Origin of the sequence: Pseudoduganella aquatica (genome assembly GCF_020865585.1) — a bacterium.
Classification (GTDB): Bacteria; Pseudomonadota; Gammaproteobacteria; order Burkholderiales; family Burkholderiaceae_D; genus Rugamonas; species Rugamonas aquatica_A.
The window spans coordinates 1011709-1035551 of sequence record NZ_CP086370.1; the positions used below are offsets into that span (position 1 = coordinate 1011709).

Annotated in this window: 23 protein-coding genes; 22 read left to right on the top strand and 1 reads right to left on the bottom strand. The window is 63.8% G+C overall.

Translation table 11 applies throughout. The features are described 5' to 3' along the window. Positions 1-136: 136 nt before the first annotated feature. From KT882_RS04490 to KT882_RS04510, 5 genes are all read left to right on the top strand, one after another. Positions 137-4141 (top strand): DUF3683 domain-containing protein, encoded by a 4005-nt coding sequence (locus KT882_RS04490; protein WP_228894585.1) that lies wholly within the window; start codon positions 137-139, stop codon positions 4139-4141. Continuing rightward, positions 4138-4590, top strand: a complete 453-nt coding sequence (locus KT882_RS04495; RefSeq protein ID WP_161071369.1) for an HIT family protein — start codon at positions 4138-4140, stop codon at positions 4588-4590. Before KT882_RS04490 ends, KT882_RS04495 begins: the two co-directional genes overlap by 4 nt. Beyond that, positions 4587-5003 (top strand): gamma-butyrobetaine hydroxylase-like domain-containing protein, encoded by a 417-nt coding sequence (locus KT882_RS04500; protein WP_187358630.1) that lies wholly within the window; start codon positions 4587-4589, stop codon positions 5001-5003. The genes KT882_RS04495 and KT882_RS04500 overlap by 4 nt, the downstream gene beginning before the upstream one ends. 111 nt (positions 5004-5114) lie before the next feature. Next, positions 5115-5465 (top strand): YciI family protein, encoded by a 351-nt coding sequence (locus KT882_RS04505; RefSeq protein ID WP_161071368.1) that lies wholly within the window; start codon positions 5115-5117, stop codon positions 5463-5465. A gap of 10 nt (positions 5466-5475) precedes the next feature. Next, on the top strand, positions 5476-6795 hold the full coding sequence (locus KT882_RS04510) for an RNA polymerase sigma factor (protein ID WP_228894587.1): 1320 nt from the start codon (positions 5476-5478) through the stop codon (positions 6793-6795). A 307-nt stretch (positions 6796-7102) separates the two neighbouring features. Here KT882_RS04510 and KT882_RS04515 read toward each other — a convergent pair whose 3' ends face one another. Continuing rightward, on the bottom strand, positions 7103-7723 hold the full coding sequence (locus KT882_RS04515; RefSeq protein WP_228894589.1) for a PIN domain-containing protein: 621 nt from the start codon (positions 7721-7723) through the stop codon (positions 7103-7105). On the opposite strand from KT882_RS04515, the gene ubiE reads away from it, so the two are divergent. The 17 genes from ubiE (at position 7706) to KT882_RS04600 (ending at position 23841) form a co-directional block, all read left to right on the top strand. Next, a complete protein-coding gene (gene ubiE / locus KT882_RS04520; protein WP_228894591.1) occupies positions 7706-8440 on the top strand; it encodes a bifunctional demethylmenaquinone methyltransferase/2-methoxy-6-polyprenyl-1,4-benzoquinol methylase UbiE in 735 nt (244 codons plus the stop codon). The two genes, KT882_RS04515 and ubiE, sit on opposite strands and share 18 nt — an antisense overlap. 13 nt (positions 8441-8453) lie before the next feature. Further along, positions 8454-9416, top strand: coding sequence for a Tim44 domain-containing protein (locus KT882_RS04525; protein ID WP_228894594.1), 963 nt, complete (start codon positions 8454-8456; stop codon positions 9414-9416). A gap of 71 nt (positions 9417-9487) precedes the next feature. Continuing rightward, positions 9488-10117, top strand: coding sequence for a ubiquinone biosynthesis accessory factor UbiJ (locus tag KT882_RS04530; protein ID WP_161071363.1), 630 nt, complete (start codon positions 9488-9490; stop codon positions 10115-10117). Beyond that, a complete protein-coding gene (ubiB, locus tag KT882_RS04535; protein WP_161071362.1) occupies positions 10114-11682 on the top strand; it encodes a ubiquinone biosynthesis regulatory protein kinase UbiB in 1569 nt (522 codons plus the stop codon). The genes KT882_RS04530 and ubiB overlap by 4 nt, the downstream gene beginning before the upstream one ends. Further along, positions 11679-12290, top strand: coding sequence for a TPMT family class I SAM-dependent methyltransferase (locus tag KT882_RS04540; protein WP_228894601.1), 612 nt, complete (start codon positions 11679-11681; stop codon positions 12288-12290). Before ubiB ends, KT882_RS04540 begins: the two co-directional genes overlap by 4 nt. Before the next feature lie 65 nt (positions 12291-12355). Continuing rightward, the gene (locus tag KT882_RS04545; protein WP_161071361.1) at positions 12356-12658 is read left to right on the top strand and encodes an FmdB family zinc ribbon protein; all 303 of its coding nucleotides are present in this window, start codon (positions 12356-12358) and stop codon (positions 12656-12658) included. 4 nt (positions 12659-12662) lie between these two features. Continuing rightward, positions 12663-13250: a DUF502 domain-containing protein gene (locus KT882_RS04550; RefSeq protein WP_161071360.1), complete on the top strand. Its 588-nt coding sequence runs from the start codon at positions 12663-12665 to the stop codon at positions 13248-13250. Positions 13251-13278: 28 nt separating this feature from the next. Beyond that, positions 13279-15084 carry an aspartate--tRNA ligase gene (gene aspS / locus KT882_RS04555; RefSeq protein ID WP_187358629.1) on the top strand — a complete coding sequence of 602 codons (1806 nt, stop codon included), beginning with the start codon at positions 13279-13281 and terminating at the stop codon, positions 15082-15084. 47 nt (positions 15085-15131) lie between these two features. Beyond that, positions 15132-15593, top strand: coding sequence for a dihydroneopterin triphosphate diphosphatase (gene nudB, locus KT882_RS04560; protein WP_161071359.1), 462 nt, complete (start codon positions 15132-15134; stop codon positions 15591-15593). A gap of 50 nt (positions 15594-15643) precedes the next feature. Further along, the gene (locus tag KT882_RS04565) at positions 15644-15889 is read left to right on the top strand and encodes a FitA-like ribbon-helix-helix domain-containing protein (protein WP_161071358.1); all 246 of its coding nucleotides are present in this window, start codon (positions 15644-15646) and stop codon (positions 15887-15889) included. Next, on the top strand, positions 15886-16281 hold the full coding sequence (locus KT882_RS04570) for a type II toxin-antitoxin system VapC family toxin (protein WP_228894603.1): 396 nt from the start codon (positions 15886-15888) through the stop codon (positions 16279-16281). The genes KT882_RS04565 and KT882_RS04570 overlap by 4 nt, the downstream gene beginning before the upstream one ends. 97 nt (positions 16282-16378) lie before the next feature. Beyond that, positions 16379-17185 (top strand): endonuclease/exonuclease/phosphatase family protein, encoded by an 807-nt coding sequence (locus tag KT882_RS04575; protein WP_161071356.1) that lies wholly within the window; start codon positions 16379-16381, stop codon positions 17183-17185. Between the two features lie 6 nt (positions 17186-17191). Further along, a complete protein-coding gene (clsB, locus tag KT882_RS04580) occupies positions 17192-18355 on the top strand; it encodes a cardiolipin synthase ClsB (protein ID WP_228894605.1) in 1164 nt (387 codons plus the stop codon). Next, on the top strand, positions 18355-18732 hold the full coding sequence (locus KT882_RS04585) for an RNA-binding S4 domain-containing protein (RefSeq protein ID WP_228894608.1): 378 nt from the start codon (positions 18355-18357) through the stop codon (positions 18730-18732). Before clsB ends, KT882_RS04585 begins: the two co-directional genes overlap by 1 nt. A gap of 248 nt (positions 18733-18980) precedes the next feature. After that, entirely contained in the window at positions 18981-19568 is a 588-nt protein-coding gene (locus tag KT882_RS04590; RefSeq protein ID WP_161071353.1) for a TetR/AcrR family transcriptional regulator, read from the top strand. A gap of 65 nt (positions 19569-19633) precedes the next feature. Next, positions 19634-21424, top strand: a complete 1791-nt coding sequence (locus KT882_RS04595; protein WP_228894611.1) for an acyl-CoA dehydrogenase C-terminal domain-containing protein — start codon at positions 19634-19636, stop codon at positions 21422-21424. A gap of 17 nt (positions 21425-21441) precedes the next feature. Then, positions 21442-23841: a 3-hydroxyacyl-CoA dehydrogenase/enoyl-CoA hydratase family protein gene (locus KT882_RS04600; RefSeq protein ID WP_228894612.1), complete on the top strand. Its 2400-nt coding sequence runs from the start codon at positions 21442-21444 to the stop codon at positions 23839-23841. Positions 23842-23843: the final 2 nt, after the last annotated feature.

Sequence of the window (23843 nt, forward strand, 5' to 3'; positions counted from 1 at the left end):
AAATACTATTTTTTCGAATTTTTATCGGCCATTTGACGTTCGCGTAACCCCGCGGCGCTCTAAGGCTGTTGGGGCGTGGTGCGGCGCAATAAGTTAGAATGTTCTTCCTTAGGGTCAGTCCGTAGCACATTAAACAATGAACGCCCCCGCACAAATCCAAGCTCTCCTCGCCGAAACGCCAAATGGTCCCGCAGCCACCCGCTTGCGTGAAATCCCCTACAACTACACGTCGTTTTCCGATCGCGAGATCGTCATCCGGCTACTGGGAGAGGAGTCGTGGCAGGTGCTGGACGAGCTGCGCAGCGCGCGCCAGACCGGCCGTTCGGCGCGCATGCTGTACGAAGTGCTGGGCGACATCTGGGCCGTGCGCCGCAATCCCTACCTGCAGGACGACCTGCTGGACAACCCGAAACGCCGTCAGGAATTGATCGACGCTTTGCACCACCGCCTGGCCGAAGTGGACAAGCGCCGCGTGGCCGTGGACGGCGCCGAGGCCGACAAGACCCGCAGCCAGAACGTGGAAAAGCTGCTCAAGGCCGCCAGCCAGGCGGTGGAAGCGTTCGGCGAAGAATTCCGCCAGACCTATGACCTGCGCAAGCGCACCACCAAGGTGCTGGGCCGCTACACCGAAAAGCACAACATCTGCTTCGACGGCATGAAGCGCATTTCGCACGTGACCGACGCCACCGACTGGCGCGTCGAGTACCCCTTCGTAGTGCTGACGCCGGACACCGAGGACGAAATGGCCGGCCTGGTGAAAGGCTGTATCGAACTGGGGCTGACCATCATCCCGCGCGGCGGCGGCACCGGCTACACCGGCGGCGCCATTCCGCTCACGCCGCTGTCGGCCGTCATCAACACGGAAAAGCTGCTCAATCTCGGCAAGGTCGAGATGAAAGTGCTGCCCGGCCTGGACAAGGAATACGCCACGATCTACTCGGGTGCCGGCGTCATCACCAACAAGGTGTCCGAAGCGGCAGAGAAGGCCGGCTTCGTGTTCGCGGTGGACCCGACCTCGGCCCACGCCTCCTGCATCGGCGGCAATATCGCCATGAACGCGGGCGGCAAGAAGGCCGTGCTGTGGGGCACGGCGCTGGACAACCTGGCTTCGTGGAAGATGGTGGACCCGAACGGCGACTGGCTGGAAGTCACGCGCCTGGACCACAACCTGTCCAAGATCCACGACACCCCGCTGGCCCGCTTCAAGCTGGAATGGACGCATCCGAACGCGCGCGGCGAATCGAAAGGCGAGCCTTTCCGCACCGAGATCCTGGAGATCGCCGGCCGCGTATTCCGCAAGGAAGGCCTGGGCAAGGACGTTACCGACAAATTCCTGGCCGGCCTGCCGGGCATCCAGAAAGAGGGCTGCGACGGCCTGATCACGTCGGCGCGCTGGATACTGCACAAGATGCCCAAGCACACCCGCACGGTGTGCCTGGAGTTCTTCGGCCAGGCGCGCGACGCGATCCCGTCGATCGTTGAAATCAAGGACTACCTGGACGGCCTGCCCGCCACCGGCGAAAAATTCGCCACGCTGCGCCTGGCCGGCCTGGAACACCTGGACGAGCGCTACCTGCGCGCGGTGGGCTACGCCACCAAGTCCAAGCGCGGCGTGCTGCCCAAGATGGCGCTGTTCGGCGACATCGTCGGCGACGACGAGGACGCGGTGGCCATCGCCGCCTCCGAAGTGGTGCGCCTGGCGAATACCCGTGTGGGCGAAGGCTTCGTGGCCGTGAGCCCGGAAGCGCGCAAGAAATTCTGGCTGGACCGCGCCCGTACGGCCGCCATCGCCAAGCACACCAACGCCTTCAAGATCAATGAAGACGTGGTGATCCCGCTGAACCGCATGGGCGAATACACCGACGGCATCGAGCGCATCAACGTCGAGCTGTCCATCACCAACAAGCTGGAACTGGCGGGCGAACTGCGCGCCTTCTTCGAAGTGGGCAATCTGCCGGTAGGGAAAAGCGACGACGCCTCCGACGATAAAGTGGGCGACGCCGAAATGCTGGGCGACCGCGCGCAGCAGGCGCTGGCCTTGCTGGAGCAGGTGCAGCAGCGCTGGACCTTCACGCAGGACAATCTGGACCAGCCGCTGTCCGCCGTGCGCGAACAACTGCGCGCGCTGGGCCTGGGCGCGCTGGACGCGGCCTTCGACGAGCGCCTGCAGCGCCAGCCGGACGCCACCCTGTTCGACGTGGTGCAGGACCGCACCGTGCGCGTGAGCTGGAAGCAGGAAATCCGCGCCGTGCTGCGCCAGATCTTCAACGGCGCCGCCTTCAAGCTGATCCTGGACGAAGCCGCCGCCATCCACAAGCGCGTGCTGCGCGGCCGCGTGTTCGTGGCGCTGCACATGCACGCCGGCGACGGCAACGTGCACACCAACCTGCCGGTGAACTCGGACCACTACGAGATGCTGCAGCTGGCGCACAAGGCCGTGGCGCGCATCATGAAGCTGGCCCGTTCGCTGAACGGCGTGATCTCGGGCGAGCACGGCATCGGCATCACCAAGCTGGAATTCCTGACCGAAGAAGAAATCGTCAGCTTCCGCGAATACAAGCTGCGCGTGGACCCGGAAGGCCGCTTCAACAAGGGCAAGCTGCTCAACCTGCCGGGCATGGACGCCGACCTGTCCAACGCCTACACCCCGTCGTTCGGCCTGATGGGCCACGAATCGCTGATCATGCAGCAAAGCGATATCGGCGAAATCGCCAACAGCGTCAAGGACTGCCTGCGCTGCGGCAAATGCAAACCCGTGTGCTCGACCCACGTGCCGCGCGCCAACCTGCTGTACTCGCCGCGCGACAAGATCCTGGCGACGTCCTCGCTGATCGAAGCCTTCCTGTACGAAGAGCAGACCCGGCGCGGCATCTCCATCAAGCACTGGGAAGAATTCGAAGACGTGGCCGACCACTGCACGGTATGCCACAAATGCGTCACGCCCTGTCCGGTCAACATCGACTTCGGCGACGTGTCGATGAATATGCGCAACCTGCTGCGCAAGATGGACAAGCGCAGCTTCAACCCCGGCAAGGCGGCGGCCATGTTCTTCCTGAACGCGACCGACCCCACCACCATCAACACGGTGCGCCAGGGCATGGTGGGCGTGGCCTACAAGGCCCAGCGCCTGGGCAACGACGTGCTGAAGAAATTCGCCAGGAACCAGACCAAGGCGCCGCCGCCGACCGTCGGCAAGCCGCCGATCAAAGAGCAGGTGATCCACTTCATCAACAAGAAGATGCCGGGCAACCTGCCGAAGAAGACCGCGCGCGCGCTGCTCGACATCGAAGACAACAAGATGATTCCGATCATCCGCGACCCGAAGAAAACCACGGCCGACACCGAAGCCGTGTTCTACTTCCCGGGCTGCGGTTCGGAGCGCCTGTTCTCGCAAGTGGGCCTGGCCACGCAGGCCATGCTGTGGGAAGTGGGCGTGCAGACCGTGCTGCCGCCGGGCTACCTGTGCTGCGGCTACCCGCAGCGCGGCGCGGGCGACTTCGACAAAGCCGACAAGATGGTGACGGACAACCGCGTGCTGTTCCACCGCATGGCCAACACCCTGAACTACCTGGACATCAAGACCGTGGTGGTTTCTTGCGGCACCTGCTACGACCAGCTGGCGTCCTACGAGTTCGAGAAGATCTTCCCCGGCTGCCGCATCATGGACATCCATGAGTACCTGCTGGAGAAGAACGTCAAGCTGGAAGGCGTGAACGGCACCCGTTATATGTACCACGACCCTTGCCACTCGCCGATGAAGATGCAGGACCCGCTGAAAACGGTGAACTCGCTCATCACGACCATTGACGCCACCAAGATCGAGAAGAACGACCGCTGCTGCGGCGATTCCGGCACGCTGATGGCGGCGCGCCCGGACATCTCTACCCAGGTGCGCTTCCGCAAGGAAGAGGAGATGGTCAAGGGCGCAGACAAGCTGCGCGCCGACGGCTTTACCGGCGAAGTGAAGGTCCTGACCAGCTGCCCGGCCTGCCTGGGCGGCGTGTCGCGCTACAACGAAGACGCGGGCACCACGGCCGACTACATCGTGGTGGAAATCGCCAAGCACCTGCTGGGCGAGAACTGGATGCCGGACTACGTGGCCAAGGCCAACAACGGCGGCATCGAGCGGGTGCTGGTATGAGTACGGCCTTCAAGCCCTGCGAGCTGTGCGTCCTGCTGGCGAACGCCTCCGCCGACACGCTGATCTGGCGCGACGGCAAGCTGAGCGCCTTGCTGGTGAACGACGCCAGCTACCCCGGCTTCGTGCGCGTGGTATGGAACCAGCACGTCAAGGAAATGACGGACCTGTCGCCAGCAGACCGCACGGCCGTGATGAACGCCGTGTGGCAGGTGGAAGCGGCGGTGCGCGAAGTGATGAAGCCGGCCAAAGTCAACCTGGCCAGCTTCGGCAACATGACGCCGCACGTGCACTGGCACATTATTCCGCGCTACACTGACGACGTGCATTTCCCCAATCCCACCTGGGGCGAAGCGCAGCGCGAGCCGGACACGATGGCGTTGGCCGGCCGCAGCGCGCTGCTGCAAAAACTGCGCGAGACCATCGTCGCCAATCTGTCGAAAGCATCATGAAACAAGCAACCGGCCTCACGGTCCACAATAAATCGCGCATCCTCGAAGTCAGCTTCGACGACGGCGCCACCTTTGAACTGCCATTCGAACTGCTGCGCGTGTACTCGCCGTCGGCCGAAGTGAAAGGGCACGGAGCGGGGCAGGAAGTGCTGCAAGTCGGCAAACGCGAAGTCGGCATGGCCGGCCTCGAACCGGTGGGCAACTACGCCGTCAAGCCCACCTTCTCGGACGGCCACGACTCCGGCCTCTACACCTGGGACTACCTGTACAAGCTGGGCGCAGAACAGGAGCAGCTGTGGAAGGACTACCTGGCGCGCCTGCACGCCGCCGGGTTCGAGGGCGACAGCGGCCGGGCCTCCGGGGCCGCCTTGCCCAGCGCGCCCAAGGCGCACGGCTGCGGCCACAAGCACTGACAACCATCCCCGCCTGCCGCGGGGATTTTTTTGCATGGATGCTGTCGATATTGTTAAAGTCGTTCGTCGTGGTGATGTCCGGATGTCCGGTCGACTTTTGAGGAGCACAACATGGAATACATGATCCTGATCTACGCCGACGAAAAACTGTACAGCGGCATGAACGAGCAGCAGCTCGGCGAGCTGATGCAATCCTATAACGACTACACCCAGGAGCTGATCGCCGCCGGCGTGCTGCGCGGCGGCTCGGAGCTGGCGCCGGTGCACACCGCCACCACGGTGCGCGTGCGCGACGGCAAAATCGCCTGCACCGACGGTCCCTTCGCGGAAACCAAGGAGCAGCTGGGCGGCTACTACCTGATCGACTGCGCCAACCTGGACGAAGCCATCCAATGGGCCGCCAAGTGCCCGTCCGCCGGCGTGGGTTCGATGGAAGTGCGGCCGCAGATCAAGAACGGCTAGGCCGGTTTTCATGCTGACGCGGGCGGTTGAGGAAGTCTGCCGCCGTGAGGGCGGCCGCGTGCTGGCGGGGCTGATACGGCGCTTCGGCGACTTCAGCCTAGCCGAGGACTTGCTGCAGGACGCCTACAGCAAGGCGCTGGAATGCTGGCCGCGCGACGGCCTGCCCGCCAATCCCGCCGCCTGGCTCACCACGGTCGCCCGCAACGCCGGCCTGGACCACGTGCGCCGCGCCGCACGCACGCTGGACGATTCAAGCCAGGCGCTGGCGCAGCTGGCGCAGGAACCGGCCGGCGATGCGGAAGCCGATTTTGCCCCTAGCGCGCCCGCCGCCACCACCGCTCCGCCTGCGTCCTGTGTCTCCCCAGCAGGCTATAAGCTGGCGGTGGACGACGACCGCCTGCGTCTCATCTTCATCTGCTGCCATCCCGCGCTGGCGCCGGGCGCGCAGACGGCGCTGGCCTTGCGCACGCTGTGCGGCCTGTCCACCCGTGAAATCGCGCGCGCCTACTGCGAAACCGAAGCCACCACCGCCCAGCGCCTGGTGCGCGCCAAGCGCAAGATCGCGGACGCGCGCATTCCCTTCATCGTGCCCGCGCCGGACCAGTTGCCGGAACGCCTGGCGCTGGTGCTGCAAGTGATCTACCTGGTCTTCAACGAAGGTTACGGCGCCACCAGGGGCCAGCGCCTGGTGCGCACCGATTTGTGCCGCGAAGCGATCCGCCTGGGCCGCCTGATGGCCGAACTGGCCCCGCGCGACGCCGAAGTGCAAGGCCTGCTGGCGCTCATGCTGCTGCAGCACGCCCGCAGCGGCGCGCGCGTGTCGGCCGAAGGCGGGCTGGTGACGCTGGAATCGCAAGACCGCTCGCTGTGGGACGGTGCGGCCATTGCCGAAGGCATCGCCGTGCTGGACGCGGTGCTGCCGCTGCGCCAGCCCGGCCCCTACCAAGTCCAGGCCGCCATCGCCGCATTGCACGGCAAGGCCGCCAGCGCCGCCGCCACGGACTGGCGGCAAATCTCCGCCTTGTACGGCGCGCTGCTGCGCTACCTGCCCACGCCGGTGGTGGAGCTGAACGCCGCCGTGGCTCTCGGTATGGCGCACGGTCCCGCGCAAGGACTGGCGTGGATAGCGCGGCTGGAGCAGGGCGGCCAGCTGGCGCAGTTCCACTATCTGCACGCGGCCAAGGCCGAGCTGCTGCGCCGCCAGGGCGGTGCGGAAGCAAACGCCGCCGCCATCGCCGCCTACGCGCGCGCCTACGAACTCACCGCCAACGCGGTTGAACTGGAATACCTGCGTTCCCGCAGCGCGCAACTGCGGCAGGACGGCCTGTGAACACTTGGCATGCCTTCGGCTGCCGCTTAATCCTCGCGCGTGAAAATGTAGCGATAAATGGCGCGTTGATGCGGTGTTAGTTTTTTTAGTGCATCGGCATTAGGACCCATGGGAGGTGGCTCCGTTCCGGGGTGAGTCTGTTGCCAGACCTCCCGGGCAGTACTCGGCTGCCGAACTGGTAGCCTGGGATCTTCACGCATGCGCCTGGATTCGGCCTGCATCCTTGCGTGCAGAAGGTCTATCTCCACTTTGGTTTTCTCGTCCAGGTCCGGAAAGTCCACATCGGAGGGGAGGGGAAGGAAACTGGTCATAGTTTATGCTCCAACAGTTCAAAAGGCGTCACCAATTCCGGAAGCCTGAGTTCATGCGATCGCACCAGCATGCGCATCAACCTGAAATTGAATGGATTGGCAATATCGGTGCAGTTCCATGTGACGAGAATATCGAGTCGATTAATTGCAGCACATGCGATATGACGCGCTTCTATTTGCGCGCTGGACCTTAGACCCCCGCCGCAGACTAAAAGTTCCGCAAGAGAGTCTATCGCATTATCTTCTGGCAAGAATTTGTTTTGCGCGCTAAGAAGTAAGCGATTTTCTGCCAGCAATGGCTCGTCTGCCATGATTTCGCTATTCACATAGTGCGATGAATAGCTCATTTCCGGCTCTCGCTGGCTGGACCACCAGCGCCGGGTGAGTTGCTGGCAGGCGCGGGTGATCGGGTCGCAGCTGGGCGGCGTGGTAAGCAGCTTGATAATAGATGTGTCGATGTAGACTGTGTAGCTCATCCGGGCCTCCTGTGCTGCCAGCTTAGGCTCGCCAGCGCATCCCGCTTTCATCCAGATCAAGCCCAGGCGGGGTTTTCCGTGTTGCGCTTGTATAATGCTGGCAAATCCACAGCTTTCCTGACCATGACCAATACCACCCATTTCGGCTACAAGACCGTCTCCGAAGACGATAAAGTGAAGGAAGTCGCCAAGGTGTTCCACTCGGTGGCCGCCAAGTACGACGTGATGAACGACCTGATGTCGGCCGGTCTGCATCGCCTGTGGAAGACGTTTACCATCGCCAACGCGGCCGTGCGCCCCGGCTTCAAGTGCCTGGACATCGCCGGCGGCACCGGCGACCTGGCCAAGGCCTTCGCCAGGCAGGCCGGCCCCACCGGCGAGGTGTGGCTGACCGATATCAACGAGTCCATGCTGCGTGTCGGCCGCGACCGCCTCTTGAATCGCGGCCTGGTCACCCCCACCTTGCTGTGTGACGCCGAGAAATTGCCCTTCCCGGACGACTATTTCGACCGCGTCAGCGTCGCTTTCGGCCTGCGCAACATGACGCACAAGGACCAGGCGCTGGCGGAAATGCGCCGCGTGCTGAAACCGGGCGGCAAACTGCTGGTGCTGGAGTTCTCCAAGGTCGCGGAACCCCTGCAAAAGCCCTATGATGTATATTCGTTCTCTGTCCTGCCTTGGCTGGGACAGAAAATCGCCGGCGACGCGGAAAGCTATCGCTACCTGGCAGAATCGATTCGCATGCATCCGGACCAGGAAACCCTGAAAACCATGATGCAGGATGCGGGACTGGAGCGGGTCCAGTATTACAACCTGACGGCAGGTGTGGCCGCTTTGCACACCGGTATCAAACTGTAAGCAGGAAACTATCATGAACATGAAGAAAATTCTGATCGGCGCCGTACTGGCGCTGTCCGTCACCTCCATGCTGAGCGAGGCGATTGCCCGTCCCATGGGCGGCGGCCGTTCGATCGGACGCCAGTCGCAAAGCGTGAGCCGCATGCCGGCCCAGCCTGCACCTGCGCCTAGCCAGGCTGCGCGCCCGGCCGCCCCTGTGGCGGCCCCGGCTGCCGCGCCGGCGCCTGTCCCGGCCAAGCCCGCCAGCCCGTGGAAGGGCATCCTGGGCGGCGCCCTGCTGGGCCTGGGCCTGGGCGCGCTGTTCTCCCACTTCGGCCTGGGCGGCGCCATGGCGTCCATGCTGGGCTCGCTGCTGACCGTCCTGCTGATCGCCGGCGTGGCTTACTTCATCTTCACCCTGATCCGCCGCAAAACCTCGCCGCAGCCCATGGCCGCCGGCGGTAATTTCGGCGGCAGCGCCTGGCAGCCGCAGCAGCCTGCGGCCTTCACCCCTGACGTCCGTACCCCTGAAATCGGTTCCGGCCTGCCTCCGCTGCAGCCTGCCTCGGGCGGCCTGAACCTGGACAAGGCCGCCGCGCCGGTTGCGCACACCCCATGGGGCGTGCCGGCCGACTTCGACACCGCGTCCTTCCTGCGCCACGCGAAGAGCAACTTCATCCGCCTGCAAGCGGCCTGGGACAAGGGCGATTCGGCTGACATCCGCGAATTCACCACCCCGGAGGTGTTCGCCGAGCTGAAAATGCAGATCGCCGAACGCGGCGCGCAGGCCGACTACACCGACGTGGTCACCATTGAAGCCGAGCTGCTGGGCATCGAGAACGACGGCAAGGACTACCTGGCCAGCGTGAAGTTCTACGGTTCCATCAAGCCCGCGCCGGACGCGCTGGCCGAGCCCTTCCACGAAGTGTGGAACCTGGCCAAGCCGGTTGCCGGCAGCGGTGGCTGGCTGCTGGCCGGTATCCAGCAATTGGCCTGAGCCCAGAACTGGTAAGATCAAGACCGCCCAGGCAAACTGGGCGGTTTTGTTTTTTTAAGCCCCCTGAATGCATGCCTTCCTCGACCATACCTAATCTGCCGTCGCCGCTGGCGCCCGTCGCCGCCACCATCAACCACCTGCTGGCCCAGGAACCGTGGGCGCGCGCCGCCTTGCGCCTGCATGCCGGCAAAGTGGCCTGCATCGCCGCCGCCCCGGTGGAACTGCGCCTGGGCGTGACCGCCGACGGCATGGTGGAAGCGGCCGCGCCGGACGCCGCCGCCAGCGTCACCATCCGCCTCAAGCTGTCCGACCTGCCGCTGATCGCGCAAAACCGCGAACGCGCGTTTTCCTACGTGCAGATCGAGGGCGACGCCGAATTCGCCAACGCCATCTCGCAGCTGTCCAAGTCGCTGCGCTGGGAAGCCGAGCACGACCTGGAAAAAGTGCTCGGCCCCATCGCCGCCACCCGCCTGGTGGGCGGCGCCAAGGCCGCTTTCGAGGCGCTGAAAACCGGGCAGCGCAAGCTGGCCGAGAACGCCGCCGAGTACTTCCTTGAAGAAAACCCGCTGCTGGTGCGCCCGGCCGTGACCGAGCAGTTCGGCGCGGACGTGCGCCGCCTGCGCGACGACACCGAGCGCTTCGCCAAGCGCCTGGCCAACCTGGAAAAGAAGCTGGCGCAGCGCGCCGGGGACCCTACATGATCTTGAAATTCCTGCGCCTGCTGAAAATCCTGCGGGTGGCCGTCCAGTACGGACTCGATGAAATCGCCTTCTCCGGCCTGCGCGTGCCGCGCACCGCCAAACTGATCGACACCGCCTTCTTCTGGCGCGACATCTCCGCCCCGCGCGGCCTGCGCCTGCGCCTGGCGCTGGAGGAGCTTGGCCCCATCTTCGTGAAGTTCGGCCAGGTGCTGTCCACCCGGCGCGACCTGATCCCGCTCGACATCGTGGAAGAACTGGCGCTGCTGCAGGACCGCGTGCCGCCCTTCGACTCCGACCTGGCCATCGCGCAGATCCAGCGCTCGCTGGGCGACCACCCGGACCGCCTGTTCGCCAGCTTCGAGCGCATTCCGGTGGCGTCCGCCTCGATTGCGCAGGTGCACTTCGCCGTTCTGAAGGACGGCAAGGAAGTGGCCGTCAAGGTGCTGCGTCCGGGCATGAAAAAGCTGATCGACGAGGACGTGGCGCTGATGCACATCGCCGCCGACTGGATAGGCCGCCTGTGGGCCGACAGCAAGCGCCTGAAGCCGAAAGAGGTGGTGGGCGAGTTCGACAAATACCTGCACGACGAGCTGGACCTGATGCGCGAGGCGGCCAACGCCAGCCAGCTGCGCCGCAACTTTGCCGACGGCAAGCTGCTGCTGGTGCCGGAAATGTACTGGGACTATTGCTCGTCCAGCGTGATCGTCATGGAGCGTATGCACGGCATTCCCGTGTCGCAGATCGACCGCCTGCGGGAAGCGGGCGTGGACCTGAAAAAGCTGTCCAGCGACGGCGTGGAGATCTTCTTCACGCAGGTGTTCCGCGACGGCTTCTTCCACGCGGACATGCACCCCGGCAATATCCTGGTGTCCATCGACCCGGCCACCTTCGGCCGTTACATTGCGCTGGACTTCGGCATCGTCGGCACGCTGAACGACTTCGACAAGGACTACCTGTCGCAGAACTTCCTGGCCTTCTTCCGCCGCGACTACAAGCGCGTGGCCGAGGCCCACATCGAATCCGGCTGGGCGCCCAAGGAAACCCGCGTGGACGAGCTGGAATCGGCCGTGCGCGCCTGCTGCGAGCCCATCTTCGACCGTCCGCTCAAGGACATCTCCTTCGGCCAGATCCTGCTGCGCCTGTTCCAGACCTCGCGCCGCTTCAACGTGGAAGTGCAGCCGCAGCTGGTGCTGCTGCAGAAGACCCTGCTGAACATCGAAGGCCTGGGCCGCCAGCTGGACCCGGACCTGGACCTGTGGAAGACCGCCAAGCCCTACCTGGAAAACTGGATGGCCGAGCAGGTGGGTTGGCAGGGCATGCTGGAGCGCCTGAAGGCCGAAGCGCCGCGCTACACCCACGTGCTGCCCCAGCTGCCGCGCCTGATGCACCGCGCGCTCAGCGTGGCCGGCGAGCCGGACAACACCAACAATGAACTGCTGCGCGTGCTCATCGCCGAGCAGCAGCGCACCAACCGGCTGATCAGCTTCGTGGTGTATTTCGCCGGCGCCTTCGCGGTTGGCGCGCTGGGTCTGCAAGCCATCATGCGCTGGCGCGGCCTACTGTGAACAAGCCGCCGTCCTTCGACACCCGCGACCCGCTGGCCCCGGCCTTCTGGGATGAGCGTTTCGACAAGGGTTTTACGCCCTGGGACCGGGGCGGCGTACCCGAGCGCCTGCGCCGCTACGTGGCGGAGTGGCCCGCCGCCGCGCCCGCCGCGCTGATCCCCGGCTGCGGCTCCGCCTACGAGCTGGCCTTCCTGTGCGCAGCCGGCTGGAGCGCCACCGCCATCGACTTTTCCCCCGCCGCCGTGGCCGCCGCGCGCCAGGCGGTCGGCCCGGAATGGCAGGGCCGGGTGCTGGAGGCCGATTTCTTCCAGTTCCAGCCCGCCGCCCCGCTTGAACTTATCTACGAACGCGCCTTCCTGTGCGCCTTGCCGCGCGCCATGTGGCCGCAGGTGGCCGAGCGCTGGGCCGCTTTGCTGCCGTCCGGCGCCGTGCTGGCCGGCTATTTCTTCTTTGACGACAACGCCAAAGGCCCGCCCTTCGGCATCGCCCGCGCCCAGCTGGACGCCTTGCTCACCCCTGGTTTCCGCTGCGAGGAGGACGAAGCGGTGTTGGATTCCATGCCCGTTTTCGAGGGCAAGGAGCGCTGGATGGTCTGGCGGCGGCTGTAATTCGCGTTCCGGCGTGTAAAAGGCTTTATAATTCAGGGTTTTGATGATTTTTGCGGAGTAATTGAATGCCGATCTACGCTTACCGCTGCGACGACTGTGGCTTTGCCAAGGATGTTTTGCAGAAAATGTCCGATCCGGTCCTGACCGATTGCCCTAATTGCGGCAAGGCAACTTTCAAGAAGCAGCTGACCGCCGCTGGTTTCCAGCTCAAGGGCACCGGCTGGTACGCGACCGACTTCCGTGGCGGCACGCCGCCGGCCACCGGCGTGGCCACCGGTCCTGCCGAACCGAAGGCCGAAGCGAAATCCGAAGCAAAACCGGACACCGCAGCGCCTGCCGCGCCGGCCGGCACCACCACCTCGGCCTGATCCGATGCGTAAATATTTCATCACCGGCCTGCTGATCCTGGTGCCCCTGGCGATTACCGCCTGGGTGCTGAACCTGGTGATCAGCACCATGGACCAGTCGCTGCTGCTGGTGCCCGAGCGTTTCCGCCCGCTGGCCCTGTTCGGCTTTGACATTCCCGGCCTGGGCACGATACTGACCGTGCTGATCGTGTTCCTGACCGGCCTGCTGACCAACAACCTGGTCGGCAACTACATCGTGCGCATGTGGGAAAAGCTGCTGAACCGCATTCCCGTGGTCAGCTCGCTGTACGGCAGCGTCAAGCAGGTGTCGGACACGCTGTTTTCCTCGTCCGGCAACGCCTTCCGCAAGGCCGTGCTGATCCCCTACCCGCACCAGGATTCGCGCACCATCGCCTTCCTGACCGGCGTGCCGGGCGGCGACGTGAAAAATCATCTGGAGGGCGAGTACGTCAGCGTGTACGTGCCCACCACACCGAACCCGACCTCGGGATTTTTCCTGATGTTGGCCAAGAAAGATGTCATCGAGCTCGACATGAGCGTCGATGCAGCCCTGAAGTACATCGTCTCCATGGGCGTGGTTGCGCCCGATTGAACCAACTTACCTGAACTGAGAAATAACCATGTCTATGCGCACTCACTACTGCGGCCTCACCACTGAAGCCCAGCTCGGCCAAACCGTCAGCCTGTGCGGTTGGGTACACCGTCGCCGCGACCACGGCGGCGTGATCTTCATCGACCTGCGCGACCGCGAAGGCCTGGTTCAAATCGTCTGCAATCCTGAGCAGGCCGAGGTGTTCAAAGCCGCCGAATCCGTGCGCAACGAGTTCTGCCTGCGCGTGACCGGCGTGGTCACAGACCGCCTGGCCGGCACCGTCAACGCCAACCTGAAATCGGGCAAGATCGAAGTCATCTGCTCCGAACTGGAAGTGCTGAACCCGTCCGTGGCCGTGCCGTTCCAGCTGGACGACGACAACCTGTCCGAAACCACCCGCCTGACCCACCGCGTGCTGGACCTGCGCCGTCCGCAGATGCAGAACAACCTGCGCCTGCGCTACAAGGTGACGATGGAAGTGCGCAAGTACCTGGACGCGCTGGGCTTCATCGACATCGAAACCCCGATGCTGACCAAGTCCACGCCGGAAGGCGCGCGCGACTACCTGGTGCCGTCGCGCGTCAACGCCGGCAACTTCTTCGCGCTGCCGCAGTCGCCGCAGCTGTTCAAGCAGCTGCTGATGGTGGCCAACTTCGACCGCTACTACCAGATCACCAAGTGCTTCCGCGACGAAGACCTGCGCGCCGACCGCCAGCCCGAGTTCACCCAGATCGACTGCGAAACCTCCTTCCTGACCGAACAAGAGATCCGCGACCTGTTCGAAGACATGATCCGCCTGGTGTTCAAGAACACCATGGAAGTGGACCTGCCCAAGCCGTTCCCGGTGATGAACTTCTCCGAAGCCATGGGCAAATACGGCTCGGACAAGCCGGACATGCGCGTCAAGCTGGAATTCACCGAACTGACCGACGTGGTCAAGAACGTCGAGTTCAAGATCTTCAACGCCGCCGCCAACATGCCTAACGGCCGCGTGGTCGGCATGCGCGTGCCGCAAGGCGGCTCGATGCCGCGTTCGGAAATCGACGCCTACACCCAGTTCGTGGCCATCTACGGCGCGCGCGGCCTGGCCTACATCAAGGTCAACGAGAAAGCGAAAGGCCGCGACGGCCTGCAATCGCCTATCGTCAAGACCATCGACGACGCCACCCTGGCCAAGATCCTGGAACTGACGGGCGCGCAAGACGGCGACCTGATCTTCTTCGGCGCCGACAAAGCCAAGGTGGTGAACGACGCCATCGGCGCGCTGCGCGTGAAGATCGGTCATTCCGAATTCGGCAAGAAAGCCGGCCTGTTCGACGACGTCTGGGCGCCGCTGTGGGTGATCGACTTCCCGATGTTCGAATACGACGAAGAAGCCGACCGCTGGACCGCGACCCACCACCCGTTCACCGCGCCGAAAGACGGCCACGAAGACATGCTGGAAACCAATCCGGGCGCCTGCATCGCCAAGGCCTACGACATGGTGCTGAACGGCTGGGAACTGGGCGGCGGTTCGATCCGTATCCACCGCGAAGAAGTGCAGTCGAAAGTGTTCCGCGCGCTGAAGATCGACGCCGACGAAGCCCGCCTGAAGTTCGGCTTCCTGCTGGACGCGCTGCAATACGGCGCGCCTCCGCACGGCGGCCTGGCGTTCGGCCTGGACCGTATCGTGACCCTGATGACCAAGTCCGATTCGATCCGCGACGTGATCGCCTTCCCGAAAACCCAGCGTGCGCAAGACCTGCTGACGCACGCGCCGTCGGAAGTGGACGAGAAGCAGCTCAAAGAGCTGCATATCCGCCTGCGCGCCGCCGAGCCGAAAGTCGCCGGCTAATGTAGCAATGGAAGAGGCGCTGCGGCGCCTTTTCTTTTATCGGACTTATGAAGCCTTACAAGATCCCTGAATCGGTGCTGGTGGTGATCCACACGGCCGACCTGCAAGTGCTGCTGATCGAGCGGGCCGGCAACCCCGGCTTCTGGCAATCCGTCACCGGTTCGCTGGACGCGCCGGACGAGCCGCTGCTGGCGACCGCCACGCGCGAGCTGTTCGAAGAAACCGGCATCGTGGCCGACGGCGAGACCATCGCGCTGCGCGACTGGCGCCTGTCCAACGTCTACGAAATCTACCCCATCTGGCGCCACCGCTACGCGCCCGGCGTGACGCAGAACACCGAGCACGTGTTCAGCGTCGAAGTCCCGCCCGGCACCCCCGTCACGCTCAGCCCTCGCGAGCACACGCAATACGTGTGGCTGCCCTACCTGGAGGCCGCCGACCAGTGCTTCTCCTCCTCCAACGCCGAAGCCATCCTCCAGCTGCCGAGGCGCGCAGGGATTTCGGCTTGACCGTAGCGTAAAAGTGGAACCATAATGGTTCCGAAATGGAGGGCCGCACCATGCCGACTACCCTGACGCTGAAGAATATCCCGGACGCAGTTTATGACAGCCTGAAGCTCGCGGCAGCGGCACATCGCCGCAGCCTGAACAGCGAAGCAATTGTTTGCCTGGAGTCGGTACTATTGCCGACGAAAATCATGCCGAGCGAGCGAATTGCCCGGGCGCGCGAATTGCGCGCGGCTTTACCGGCGGGGCAATTCCAAGCGCATGGGATCGACGCGGCGAAGCGCGAAGGCCGTTCGTGATCGTTGTTGATTCGAACGTGCTGGCCTACTTGTATTTACCAAGCGAATACACGGCTGCCGCCGAGGCATTACTTGAACAGGATGCAGACTGGGCTGCTCCAATTCTTTGGCGTAGCGAGTTCCGCAACATCCTGGCCGGATACATGCGGCGCAAAGCCATCTCGTTTGACCAGGCGAACAGGCTTCAGCGCGAAGCAGAGAGCTTGCTGCAGGGCGCGGAGTTCGATGTTGACTCTTCGGCTGTGCTCGAACTCGTGCGGGACAGCGATTGCTCCGCTTACGCTTGCGAATTTATTGCCCTGGCAATAAAGCTCGGAACCAAACTTGTCACCATGGATAAGAAGTTGCTGCGGGCGTTCCCTGCGCACGCCATGCCACTTTCCAAGAGCTGACCCCGTTACGCAATCGCTTGTCTGTGTTTTGCCGCACGGAACCGGCATCGCACAATAGCCGCACGGCAAGCGGACTGTTGGGAGTAGAATCGTTCCCATGAAAATCCGCGTCGCCACCTACAACATCCACAAGGGCGTGTCGTACCGCTCGCAGCCGCGCGTGCATGCGCTCAAGCAGGCCATCGGCAAGTTCGAGGCGGACATGGTGTTTCTGCAGGAAGTGCAAGGCAAGCACGACCGCATCGCCGAGAAGTTCGCCGAGGAGACGCACGGCCACCGCCACTGGCCTGCCACGGCGCAGCACGAGTTCTTCGGCGACGGCCGCCATTCCGTCTACGGCATGAACGCCAAGTACGACCACGGCCACCACGGCAACGCGCTGCTCAGCAACTTCCCCATCGCCCAGTGGACCAACACCGACATCTCGGACCACGCCTACGAGGCGCGCGGCATCCTGCACTGCATCGTCGACACGCCGGAGACGCCGGTGCACTGCTACGTGGTGCACCTGGGCCTGTTCGAGGCGGGCCGCACGCGCCAGACCCAGGCGCTGATCGACGCGGTCAAGGCCACCGCCCCCGACAACGAGCCGGTCATCATCGCCGGCGATTTCAACGACTGGCGCAACACCCTGAGCGCCACACTGCGCAAGGCGCTGGGAGTGGTCGAGGTCTTCGATGAGATCCGTCCGCCGTCCGCGCTGGGCGACCTGGTCCGTACTCTGGCGCGGCGCAAGGCGGCCCTGCATCCGGCCCGCACCTTCCCGGCTGCCTTGCCCGTGTTCCGGCTGGACCGCATCTACGTGCGCGGCTTCAGCGTGGAAAGCGCGCAGGTGCTGCACGGCCCCGAATGGGCGCGCCTGTCGGACCACTCACCCATCGTGGCGACTCTGGGGTTAAACTGACGCCGTATGCGCTCAGTCAATTTCATCGCCGATAACGAAGTCAAGCTTCTGCACTGCGGTACCGATTACTTCCCGGCCCTGAGGGAAGCGATCGACGCGGCGCAGTACGAAATCTATTTCGAGACCTATATCTTTTCCGGCGACAGCACCGCCCAGTCCGTGCTGGAGGCGCTGACGCGGGCCGCCGCGCGCGGCGTCACCGTGCGCATGATCACCGACTGGTTCGGCACCGGCCACCGCCAGGTCTGCCGCATGCACGAGCAGCTGCTGGCGGCCGGCGTGGAGCACCGCATCTTCAATCCCTGGTTCCGGCGCGGCGTGACGCGCACCCACCGCAAGATCTGCGTGGTGGACCGCGAAATCGCCTTCGTGGGCGGCATCAACATCAACGACGACATGGTCTGCGACACCAGGCCCGATGTCTGCCTGGCCGCGCCGCGCTGGGACTTCGCGGTGGCCGTGCGCGGCCCGCTGGTGGCCTCCATCCAGCAGGAGGCGCAGACCCAGTGGCGCCGCCTGGGGAAGATGAGCATCATCAAGCGCATCGGCCTGTACAACGAAATGCGCAAGGTGAACAAGATCGCGCGCCAAAGCACGGTGCAAGCCGGCTTCGTGGTGCGCGACAACCTGCGCAACCGCGCCACCATCCAGCGCGCCTACCTGCAGGCGCTGGGCCGCGCGCGCAAAAGCGTGCTGATCGCCAACCCGTATTTCGCGCCCGGCCGCAAGTTTCGCCACGCCCTGGCGCGCGCCGCCCAGCGCGGCGTGGAAGTGGTGCTCCTGATCGGCGTGGGCGAGATCTGGCTGCAGGACGCGGTGGCCCATTCCTTCTACCCCAAGCTGCTGGCGGCCGGCGTGAAAGTGGTGGAGTACCGCAAGACCCAGCTGCACGCCAAGGTGGCCGTGATCGACGACGACTGGGCCACGGTCGGTTCCAGCAATGTGGACGGCCTGAGCCTGTTCCTGAATCAGGAAGCCAACGTGGTCATCAAGGACGCAGAATTCGCGCGCAGCCTGCGCGCCCACATCGAGCAGGGCATAGCCGACGGCGTGGTGATCCATGCCGAGGACTTCGCCCACGTGGGCCGCTTCCGCCGCATCGGCTACGAGGTGGCCTTCGTGTTCTACAAAATCCTGATGAGAATATTTGCAGTGGGGAAATACGCGTAATGGACAATGTGCGCATCGACAAATGGCTGTGGGCCGCCCGTTTCTTCAAGACCCGCTCGCTGGCGGCCGACGCCGTCGAGACCGGCAAGGTCAAGCTGGACGGCGAGCGCATCAAGCCCGCGCGCGCGGTGCGGGTGGGCGACAAACTGCACATCGACAACGGCACCGACGCCTGGGAAGTCGAGGTGTTGGGGATTTCCGACAAGCGCGGCGGCGCCCCGGTGGCGCGCCTGCTGTACCAGGAAAGCGCCGCCAGCGTGGCGCGCCGCGCTGCGGAGCACGAACGGCGCAAATTGTTTCACGAACCGGGCGCCGACATCAAAGGCCGCCCCACCAAGCGTGACCGCCGTCAGCTGGGCCATTTCCGCGACGAATAAGGGGCAAAAAAGGGGGCAGGGTTGATATTCCCTTGCGGGAAAATCAACCCTGCCCCCTTTTGTTCGTGCTGCGCCGCACCAATAGAACACCGCCTCTAACGAAGCCGTTTGACATTTACCCCTCGCTGGATAATAGTACGAGCGTTCGCAATTCTTTTCACACGAAGAAAATCCAGGTGGGAGAAAATAGAACCCCCTGACCTGGATTACTACTTTGAGTGGCAACTATTAATACTTCAATCAAATTTATGCGCAAGGGCGAGCTCACTCGCGCAGCCATCCTGGATATGGCGCTGGAACTGGCCAGCCGGGACGGCCTGGAAGGCCTGACGATCGGCTTGCTCGCGGACAAAATGAACATGAGCAAGTCGGGCGTGTTCGCCCACTTTGGTTCGCGCGAGGACTTGCAGCTGGAAGTGCTGAAGCTGTATCACCACCGCTTCGAGCAGGAAGTGTTCTTCCCCAGCATTAAGGAGCCGCGCGGCTTGCCGCGCTTGCGCGCGATGTTTGCGCGCTGGATTACCCGCGTGAGCGAGGAGATCGCCTCGGGCTGCATCTACATCAGCGGCGCCGTCGAATACGACGACCGCCCCGGCCCGATCCGCGAGGAACTGGTGACCATGGTGTCGGCCTGGCAGAACGCGCTGTTGCGCTGCGTGCAGCAAGCCACCGAGACCGGCGACCTGAAACAGGACACCGACGCGGCGCAGCTGGTGTACGAGATGTACGGCCTGATCCTGGCGGTGCATCACGACGCGCGCTTCATGCGCACGCCCGGCAGCGTGGAGCGGGCGCGCACCGGCTTCACGCGCTTGATTGAAAATTACCGCACTTAGCTTAGCTCGCTGCGAGCTTTTACTTATTTAGCTTACTTTTAAGTTTGCGCCATCAGGAGAAAATCATGGGTCAATACGTCGCACCAATCCGGGATATGCAATTCGTACTGCACGAGTTCTTGAAGGTTGAAGATCAGCTGAAAGAACTGCCGGCGCACGCCGAAACCGACGCTGACATCATCAACGCCGTGCTGGAAGAAGGCGCCAAGTTCACCTCGGAAGTGCTGTTCCCGCTGAACCACTCGGGCGACCGCGAAGGCTGCACCCATGATCCGGTCGCCAAGACCGTGACCACTCCCAAAGGCTTCAAGGAAGCTTACAAGCAGTACGTTGAAGGCGGCTGGGCCGCGCTGGCCTGCGATCCGGAATTCGGCGGCCAGGGCCTGCCTGTGGTGCTGAACAACTCCTTCTACGAGATGCTGAACTCGTCGAACCAGGCCTGGACCATGTACCCCGGCCTGTCGCACGGCGCCTACGAGTGCCTGAAAGAACACGGCACCGACGAACAGAAGCGCCTCTACCTGCCCAAACTGGTGTCCGGCGAATGGACCGGCACCATGTGCCTGACCGAACCGCACTGCGGCACCGACCTGGGCATGCTGCGCTCGAAAGCCATCCCTGAAGCGGACGGCTCCTGGACCATCACCGGCAACAAGATCTTCATCTCGGCCGGTGAGCACGATATGTCCGACAACATCCTGCACCTGGTGCTGGCCCGCGTGCCGGACGCGCCGGAAGGCTCGAAAGGCATCTCGCTGTTCCTGGTGCCGAAGTTCCTGCCGAAAGAAGACGGCACGGTAGGCGAACGCAACCCGATCACCTGCGGCGCCATCGAAGAAAAAATGGGCATCCACGGCAACTCGACCTGCCAGATGAACCTGGACGGCGCCAAGGGCTGGATCATCGGCCAGCCGAACAAGGGCCTGAACGCCATGTTCGTGTTCATGAACGCGGCCCGCCTGGGCGTGGGCATGCAGTCGCTGGGCCTGACCGAGATCGCTTACCAGAACGCGCTGACCTACGCCAAGGACCGCATCCAGATGCGCTCCCTGTCGGGCGTGAAGGCACCGGACAAGCAAGCCGACCCTATCATCGTGCACCCTGACGTGCGCCGCATGCTGCTGACCGCCAAGGCCTACGCCGAAGGCGCGCGCGCATTCACGTCCTACATCGCGCTGCAGATCGACCGCGAACTGAACCACCCTGACGAAGAAGTGCGCAAAGAGTGCGCCGACGAAGTGGCGCTGCTGACCCCTATCGTCAAGGCCTTCATCACCGACAACGGCTGGATCGCCACCTCGGAAGCCATGCAGGTGTACGGCGGCCACGGCTACATCTCCGAATGGGGCATGGAACAATACGTGCGCGACGCGCGCATCAACCTGATCTACGAAGGCACCAACACCATCCAGTCGCTGGACCTGCTGGGCCGCAAGATCCTGATGGACAACGGCGCCAAGCTGCGCAAGTTCGGCGACAAGATCCGCGCCTTCGTGGAAGAAAACGGCACCGATGAAGCGATGTCCGAGTTCGTCACCCCGCTGGGCGACCTGGGCGAAAAAGTCGGCAAGCTGACCATGGAAATCGGCATGAAAGCCTTCCAGAACCAGGACGAAGTCGGCGCGGCCGCCGTGCCTTACCTGCGCGTCGTGGGCCACATGGTGTACAGCTACTTCTTCGCGCAGATGGCGAAGATCGCGCTGGAAAAGCAAGACAGCGGCGACAACTTCTACAAAGCCAAGCTGGCCACGGCGCGCTTCTACTTCGCCCGCCTGCAGCCGGAAACCGCAACCCTGATCCGCCAGGCACGCTCCGGCGCTGCCAGCCTGATGGCGCTCGACGCCGACCTGTTCTAAGAGGATAGAGGACCGATATGACCAATTTCACCGTTAAAAAAGTAGCCGTGCTGGGCGCCGGCGTCATGGGCGCGCAAATCGCCGCCCACTGCGTCAACGCCAAAGTGCCGGTCGTGCTGTTCGACCTGCCGGGCAAGGAAGGTACTCCTAAAAATGGCATCGTTCTGCGCGCCATCGAGAACCTGAAAAAAATGTCGCCGGCACCGTTCGGCGACAAGGCCGACGCTGAGCTGATCCAGGTCGCCAACTACGAAGACAACCTGGACCTGCTGGCCGGCTGCGACCTGATTATCGAAGCCATCGCCGAGCGCATGGACTGGAAGCACGACCTGTACAAGAAGGTCGCGCCGCACATCGCCGCCAACGCCATCTTCGCCTCGAACACCTCCGGCCTGTCGATCACCAAGCTGTCCGAAGGCTTCGACGCGGACCTGAAATCGCGCTACTGCGGCGTGCACTTCTTCAACCCGCCGCGCTATATGCACCTGGTGGAACTGATCCCGACCGTGGACACCAAGCCTGAGATCCTGGACCAGCTGGAAACCTTCCTGACCTCGGCCCTGGGCAAGGGCGTGGTACGCGCCAAGGACACGCCTAACTTCATCGCCAACCGCGTGGGCGTGTTCGGCATGATGGCCACCATCCACGAAGCCGAAAAATTCGGCCTGTCGGTGGACGTGGTGGACGACCTGACCGGCTCCAAGCTGGGCCGCGCCAGCTCCGGCACCTTCCGCACCGCGGACGTGGTCGGCCTGGACACCATGGGCCATGTGATCAAGACCATGCAGGACTACCTGCCCAACGATCCTTTCGCCGCCATCTACAAGACCCCGGCCGTGCTGAGCGCGCTGGTTGAGAAGGGCGCGCTGGGTTCGAAAACCGGCGCCGGCTTCTACAAGAAGGTCGGCAAGGACATCATGCGCCTGGACTTCGCCACCGGCGAATACGTGGCAGGCGGCGCCAAGGCAGCCGACATCATCGCCCGCATCCTGAAGGAAAAGGATCCGGTCAAGAAGATGAAGGCGCTGCGCGAATCGACCAACCCGCAAGGCCAGTTCCTGTGGGCGATCTTCCGCGACGTGTTCCACTACATCGCCGTGCACATGAAGGACATCGCCGACAACGCGCGCGACATCGACTTCGCGCTGCGCTGGGGCTTCGGCTGGAAATCCGGCCCGTTCGAAACCTGGCAAGCCGCAGGCTGGTCGCAGATCGCCGAGTGGGTGAAAGCCGACATCGACGCAGGCCAGGCACTGTGCAGCGAACCGCTGCCGGCGTGGGTATTCGAAGGCCAGGTGGCGGAGAAGGGCGTGCACACCCCTGAAGGCTCCTACTCGGCAGCATCGAACAGCTACGTCCCGCGCTCCACGCTGGACGTGTACAAGCGCCAGGAATTCCGCGCCGGCCTGTTCGGCAGCGGCGCCATCGACGGCACCAAGGCCGGCACCACCGTGTTCGAGGACGACTCGGTACGCCTGTGGCACTCGGGCGACGAAGTGCTGGTGATCTCGCTGAAGACCAAGATGCACGTCATCGGCGACGGCGTCATCAAGGGCCTGAAAATGGGCCTGGAAGAAGCCGGCAAGAACTTCAAGGGCCTGGTGATCTGGAGCGCGGACGCGGCCGACGGCGGCGCGTTCTCGGCCGGCGCCGACCTGCAATCGGCACTGCCTGCATTCATGCAGGGCGGCGCGAAAGCAGTCGACCCTATCATCAAGGAACTGCAGGACACCTTCCAGGCCATGAAGTACTCCAACGTGCCTGTCGTGGCTGCGGTGGCTGGCCTGGCGCTGGGCGGCGGCTGCGAAATGGCGCTGCACGCATCGAAGCGCGTGGCCTCGATCGAGTCCTACATCGGCCTGGTGGAAGTGGGCGTGGGCCTGATTCCTGCCGGCGGCGGCCTGAAGGAAGCGGCGGTACGCGCCTTCAAGGAAGCCAAGGGCAACGACATTCTGCAATTCCTGAAGACCGGCTTCACCAACGCCGCCACCGCGCAAGTATCGAAGTCCGCGCTGGAAGCGAAGGCCATGGGCTACCTGAAGGAAGACGACGTGATCGTGTTCAACCCGTACGAACTGCTGCACGTGGCCAAAGTGACTGCGCGCGCCATGTTCGACGCGGGCTACCGCGCGCCGATCCAGCGTCCCGTGACCGTGACCGGCCGCTACGGCTGGGCCACCATCAAGGGCCAGCTGGTGAATATGCGCGACGGCGGCTTCATCTCCGCGCACGACTTCAAGCTGGGCGACATGATTGCTGAAATCGTGTCCGGCGGCGACATCGACCAGGGCAGCGTGGTGAGCGAGCAGTGGCTGCTGGACATGGAACGCAAGGCCTTCCTGGAGCTGCTGAACAATCCGAAGTCGCAAGAGCGCATCATGGGCATGCTGCAAACCGGTAAGCCGGTGCGCAACTAAGT

What these genes read in the sequence shown, in the direction of transcription:
- aspS (WP_187358629.1), top strand. Translation starts at nt 13,279, where the DNA reads ATGTCTATGCGCACTCACTACTGCGGCCTCACCACTGAAGCCCAGCTC.
- KT882_RS04545 (WP_161071361.1), top strand. Translation starts at nt 12,356, where the DNA reads ATGCCGATCTACGCTTACCGCTGCGACGACTGTGGCTTTGCCAAGGAT.
- KT882_RS04510 (WP_228894587.1), top strand. Translation starts at nt 5,476, where the DNA reads ATGCTGACGCGGGCGGTTGAGGAAGTCTGCCGCCGTGAGGGCGGCCGC.
- KT882_RS04590 (WP_161071353.1), top strand. Translation starts at nt 18,981, where the DNA reads ATGCGCAAGGGCGAGCTCACTCGCGCAGCCATCCTGGATATGGCGCTG.
- KT882_RS04505 (WP_161071368.1), top strand. Translation starts at nt 5,115, where the DNA reads ATGGAATACATGATCCTGATCTACGCCGACGAAAAACTGTACAGCGGC.
- ubiE (WP_228894591.1), top strand. Translation starts at nt 7,706, where the DNA reads ATGACCAATACCACCCATTTCGGCTACAAGACCGTCTCCGAAGACGAT.
- KT882_RS04515 (WP_228894589.1), bottom strand. Translation starts at nt 7,723, where the DNA reads ATGGGTGGTATTGGTCATGGTCAGGAAAGCTGTGGATTTGCCAGCATT.
- KT882_RS04530 (WP_161071363.1), top strand. Translation starts at nt 9,488, where the DNA reads ATGCCTTCCTCGACCATACCTAATCTGCCGTCGCCGCTGGCGCCCGTC.
- KT882_RS04550 (WP_161071360.1), top strand. Translation starts at nt 12,663, where the DNA reads ATGCGTAAATATTTCATCACCGGCCTGCTGATCCTGGTGCCCCTGGCG.
- nudB (WP_161071359.1), top strand. Translation starts at nt 15,132, where the DNA reads ATGAAGCCTTACAAGATCCCTGAATCGGTGCTGGTGGTGATCCACACG.
- KT882_RS04500 (WP_187358630.1), top strand. Translation starts at nt 4,587, where the DNA reads ATGAAACAAGCAACCGGCCTCACGGTCCACAATAAATCGCGCATCCTC.
- KT882_RS04575 (WP_161071356.1), top strand. Translation starts at nt 16,379, where the DNA reads ATGAAAATCCGCGTCGCCACCTACAACATCCACAAGGGCGTGTCGTAC.
- clsB (WP_228894605.1), top strand. Translation starts at nt 17,192, where the DNA reads ATGCGCTCAGTCAATTTCATCGCCGATAACGAAGTCAAGCTTCTGCAC.
- KT882_RS04490 (WP_228894585.1), top strand. Translation starts at nt 137, where the DNA reads ATGAACGCCCCCGCACAAATCCAAGCTCTCCTCGCCGAAACGCCAAAT.
- KT882_RS04600 (WP_228894612.1), top strand. Translation starts at nt 21,442, where the DNA reads ATGACCAATTTCACCGTTAAAAAAGTAGCCGTGCTGGGCGCCGGCGTC.
- KT882_RS04525 (WP_228894594.1), top strand. Translation starts at nt 8,454, where the DNA reads ATGAACATGAAGAAAATTCTGATCGGCGCCGTACTGGCGCTGTCCGTC.
- KT882_RS04595 (WP_228894611.1), top strand. Translation starts at nt 19,634, where the DNA reads ATGGGTCAATACGTCGCACCAATCCGGGATATGCAATTCGTACTGCAC.
- KT882_RS04565 (WP_161071358.1), top strand. Translation starts at nt 15,644, where the DNA reads ATGCCGACTACCCTGACGCTGAAGAATATCCCGGACGCAGTTTATGAC.
- ubiB (WP_161071362.1), top strand. Translation starts at nt 10,114, where the DNA reads ATGATCTTGAAATTCCTGCGCCTGCTGAAAATCCTGCGGGTGGCCGTC.
- KT882_RS04495 (WP_161071369.1), top strand. Translation starts at nt 4,138, where the DNA reads ATGAGTACGGCCTTCAAGCCCTGCGAGCTGTGCGTCCTGCTGGCGAAC.
- KT882_RS04585 (WP_228894608.1), top strand. Translation starts at nt 18,355, where the DNA reads ATGGACAATGTGCGCATCGACAAATGGCTGTGGGCCGCCCGTTTCTTC.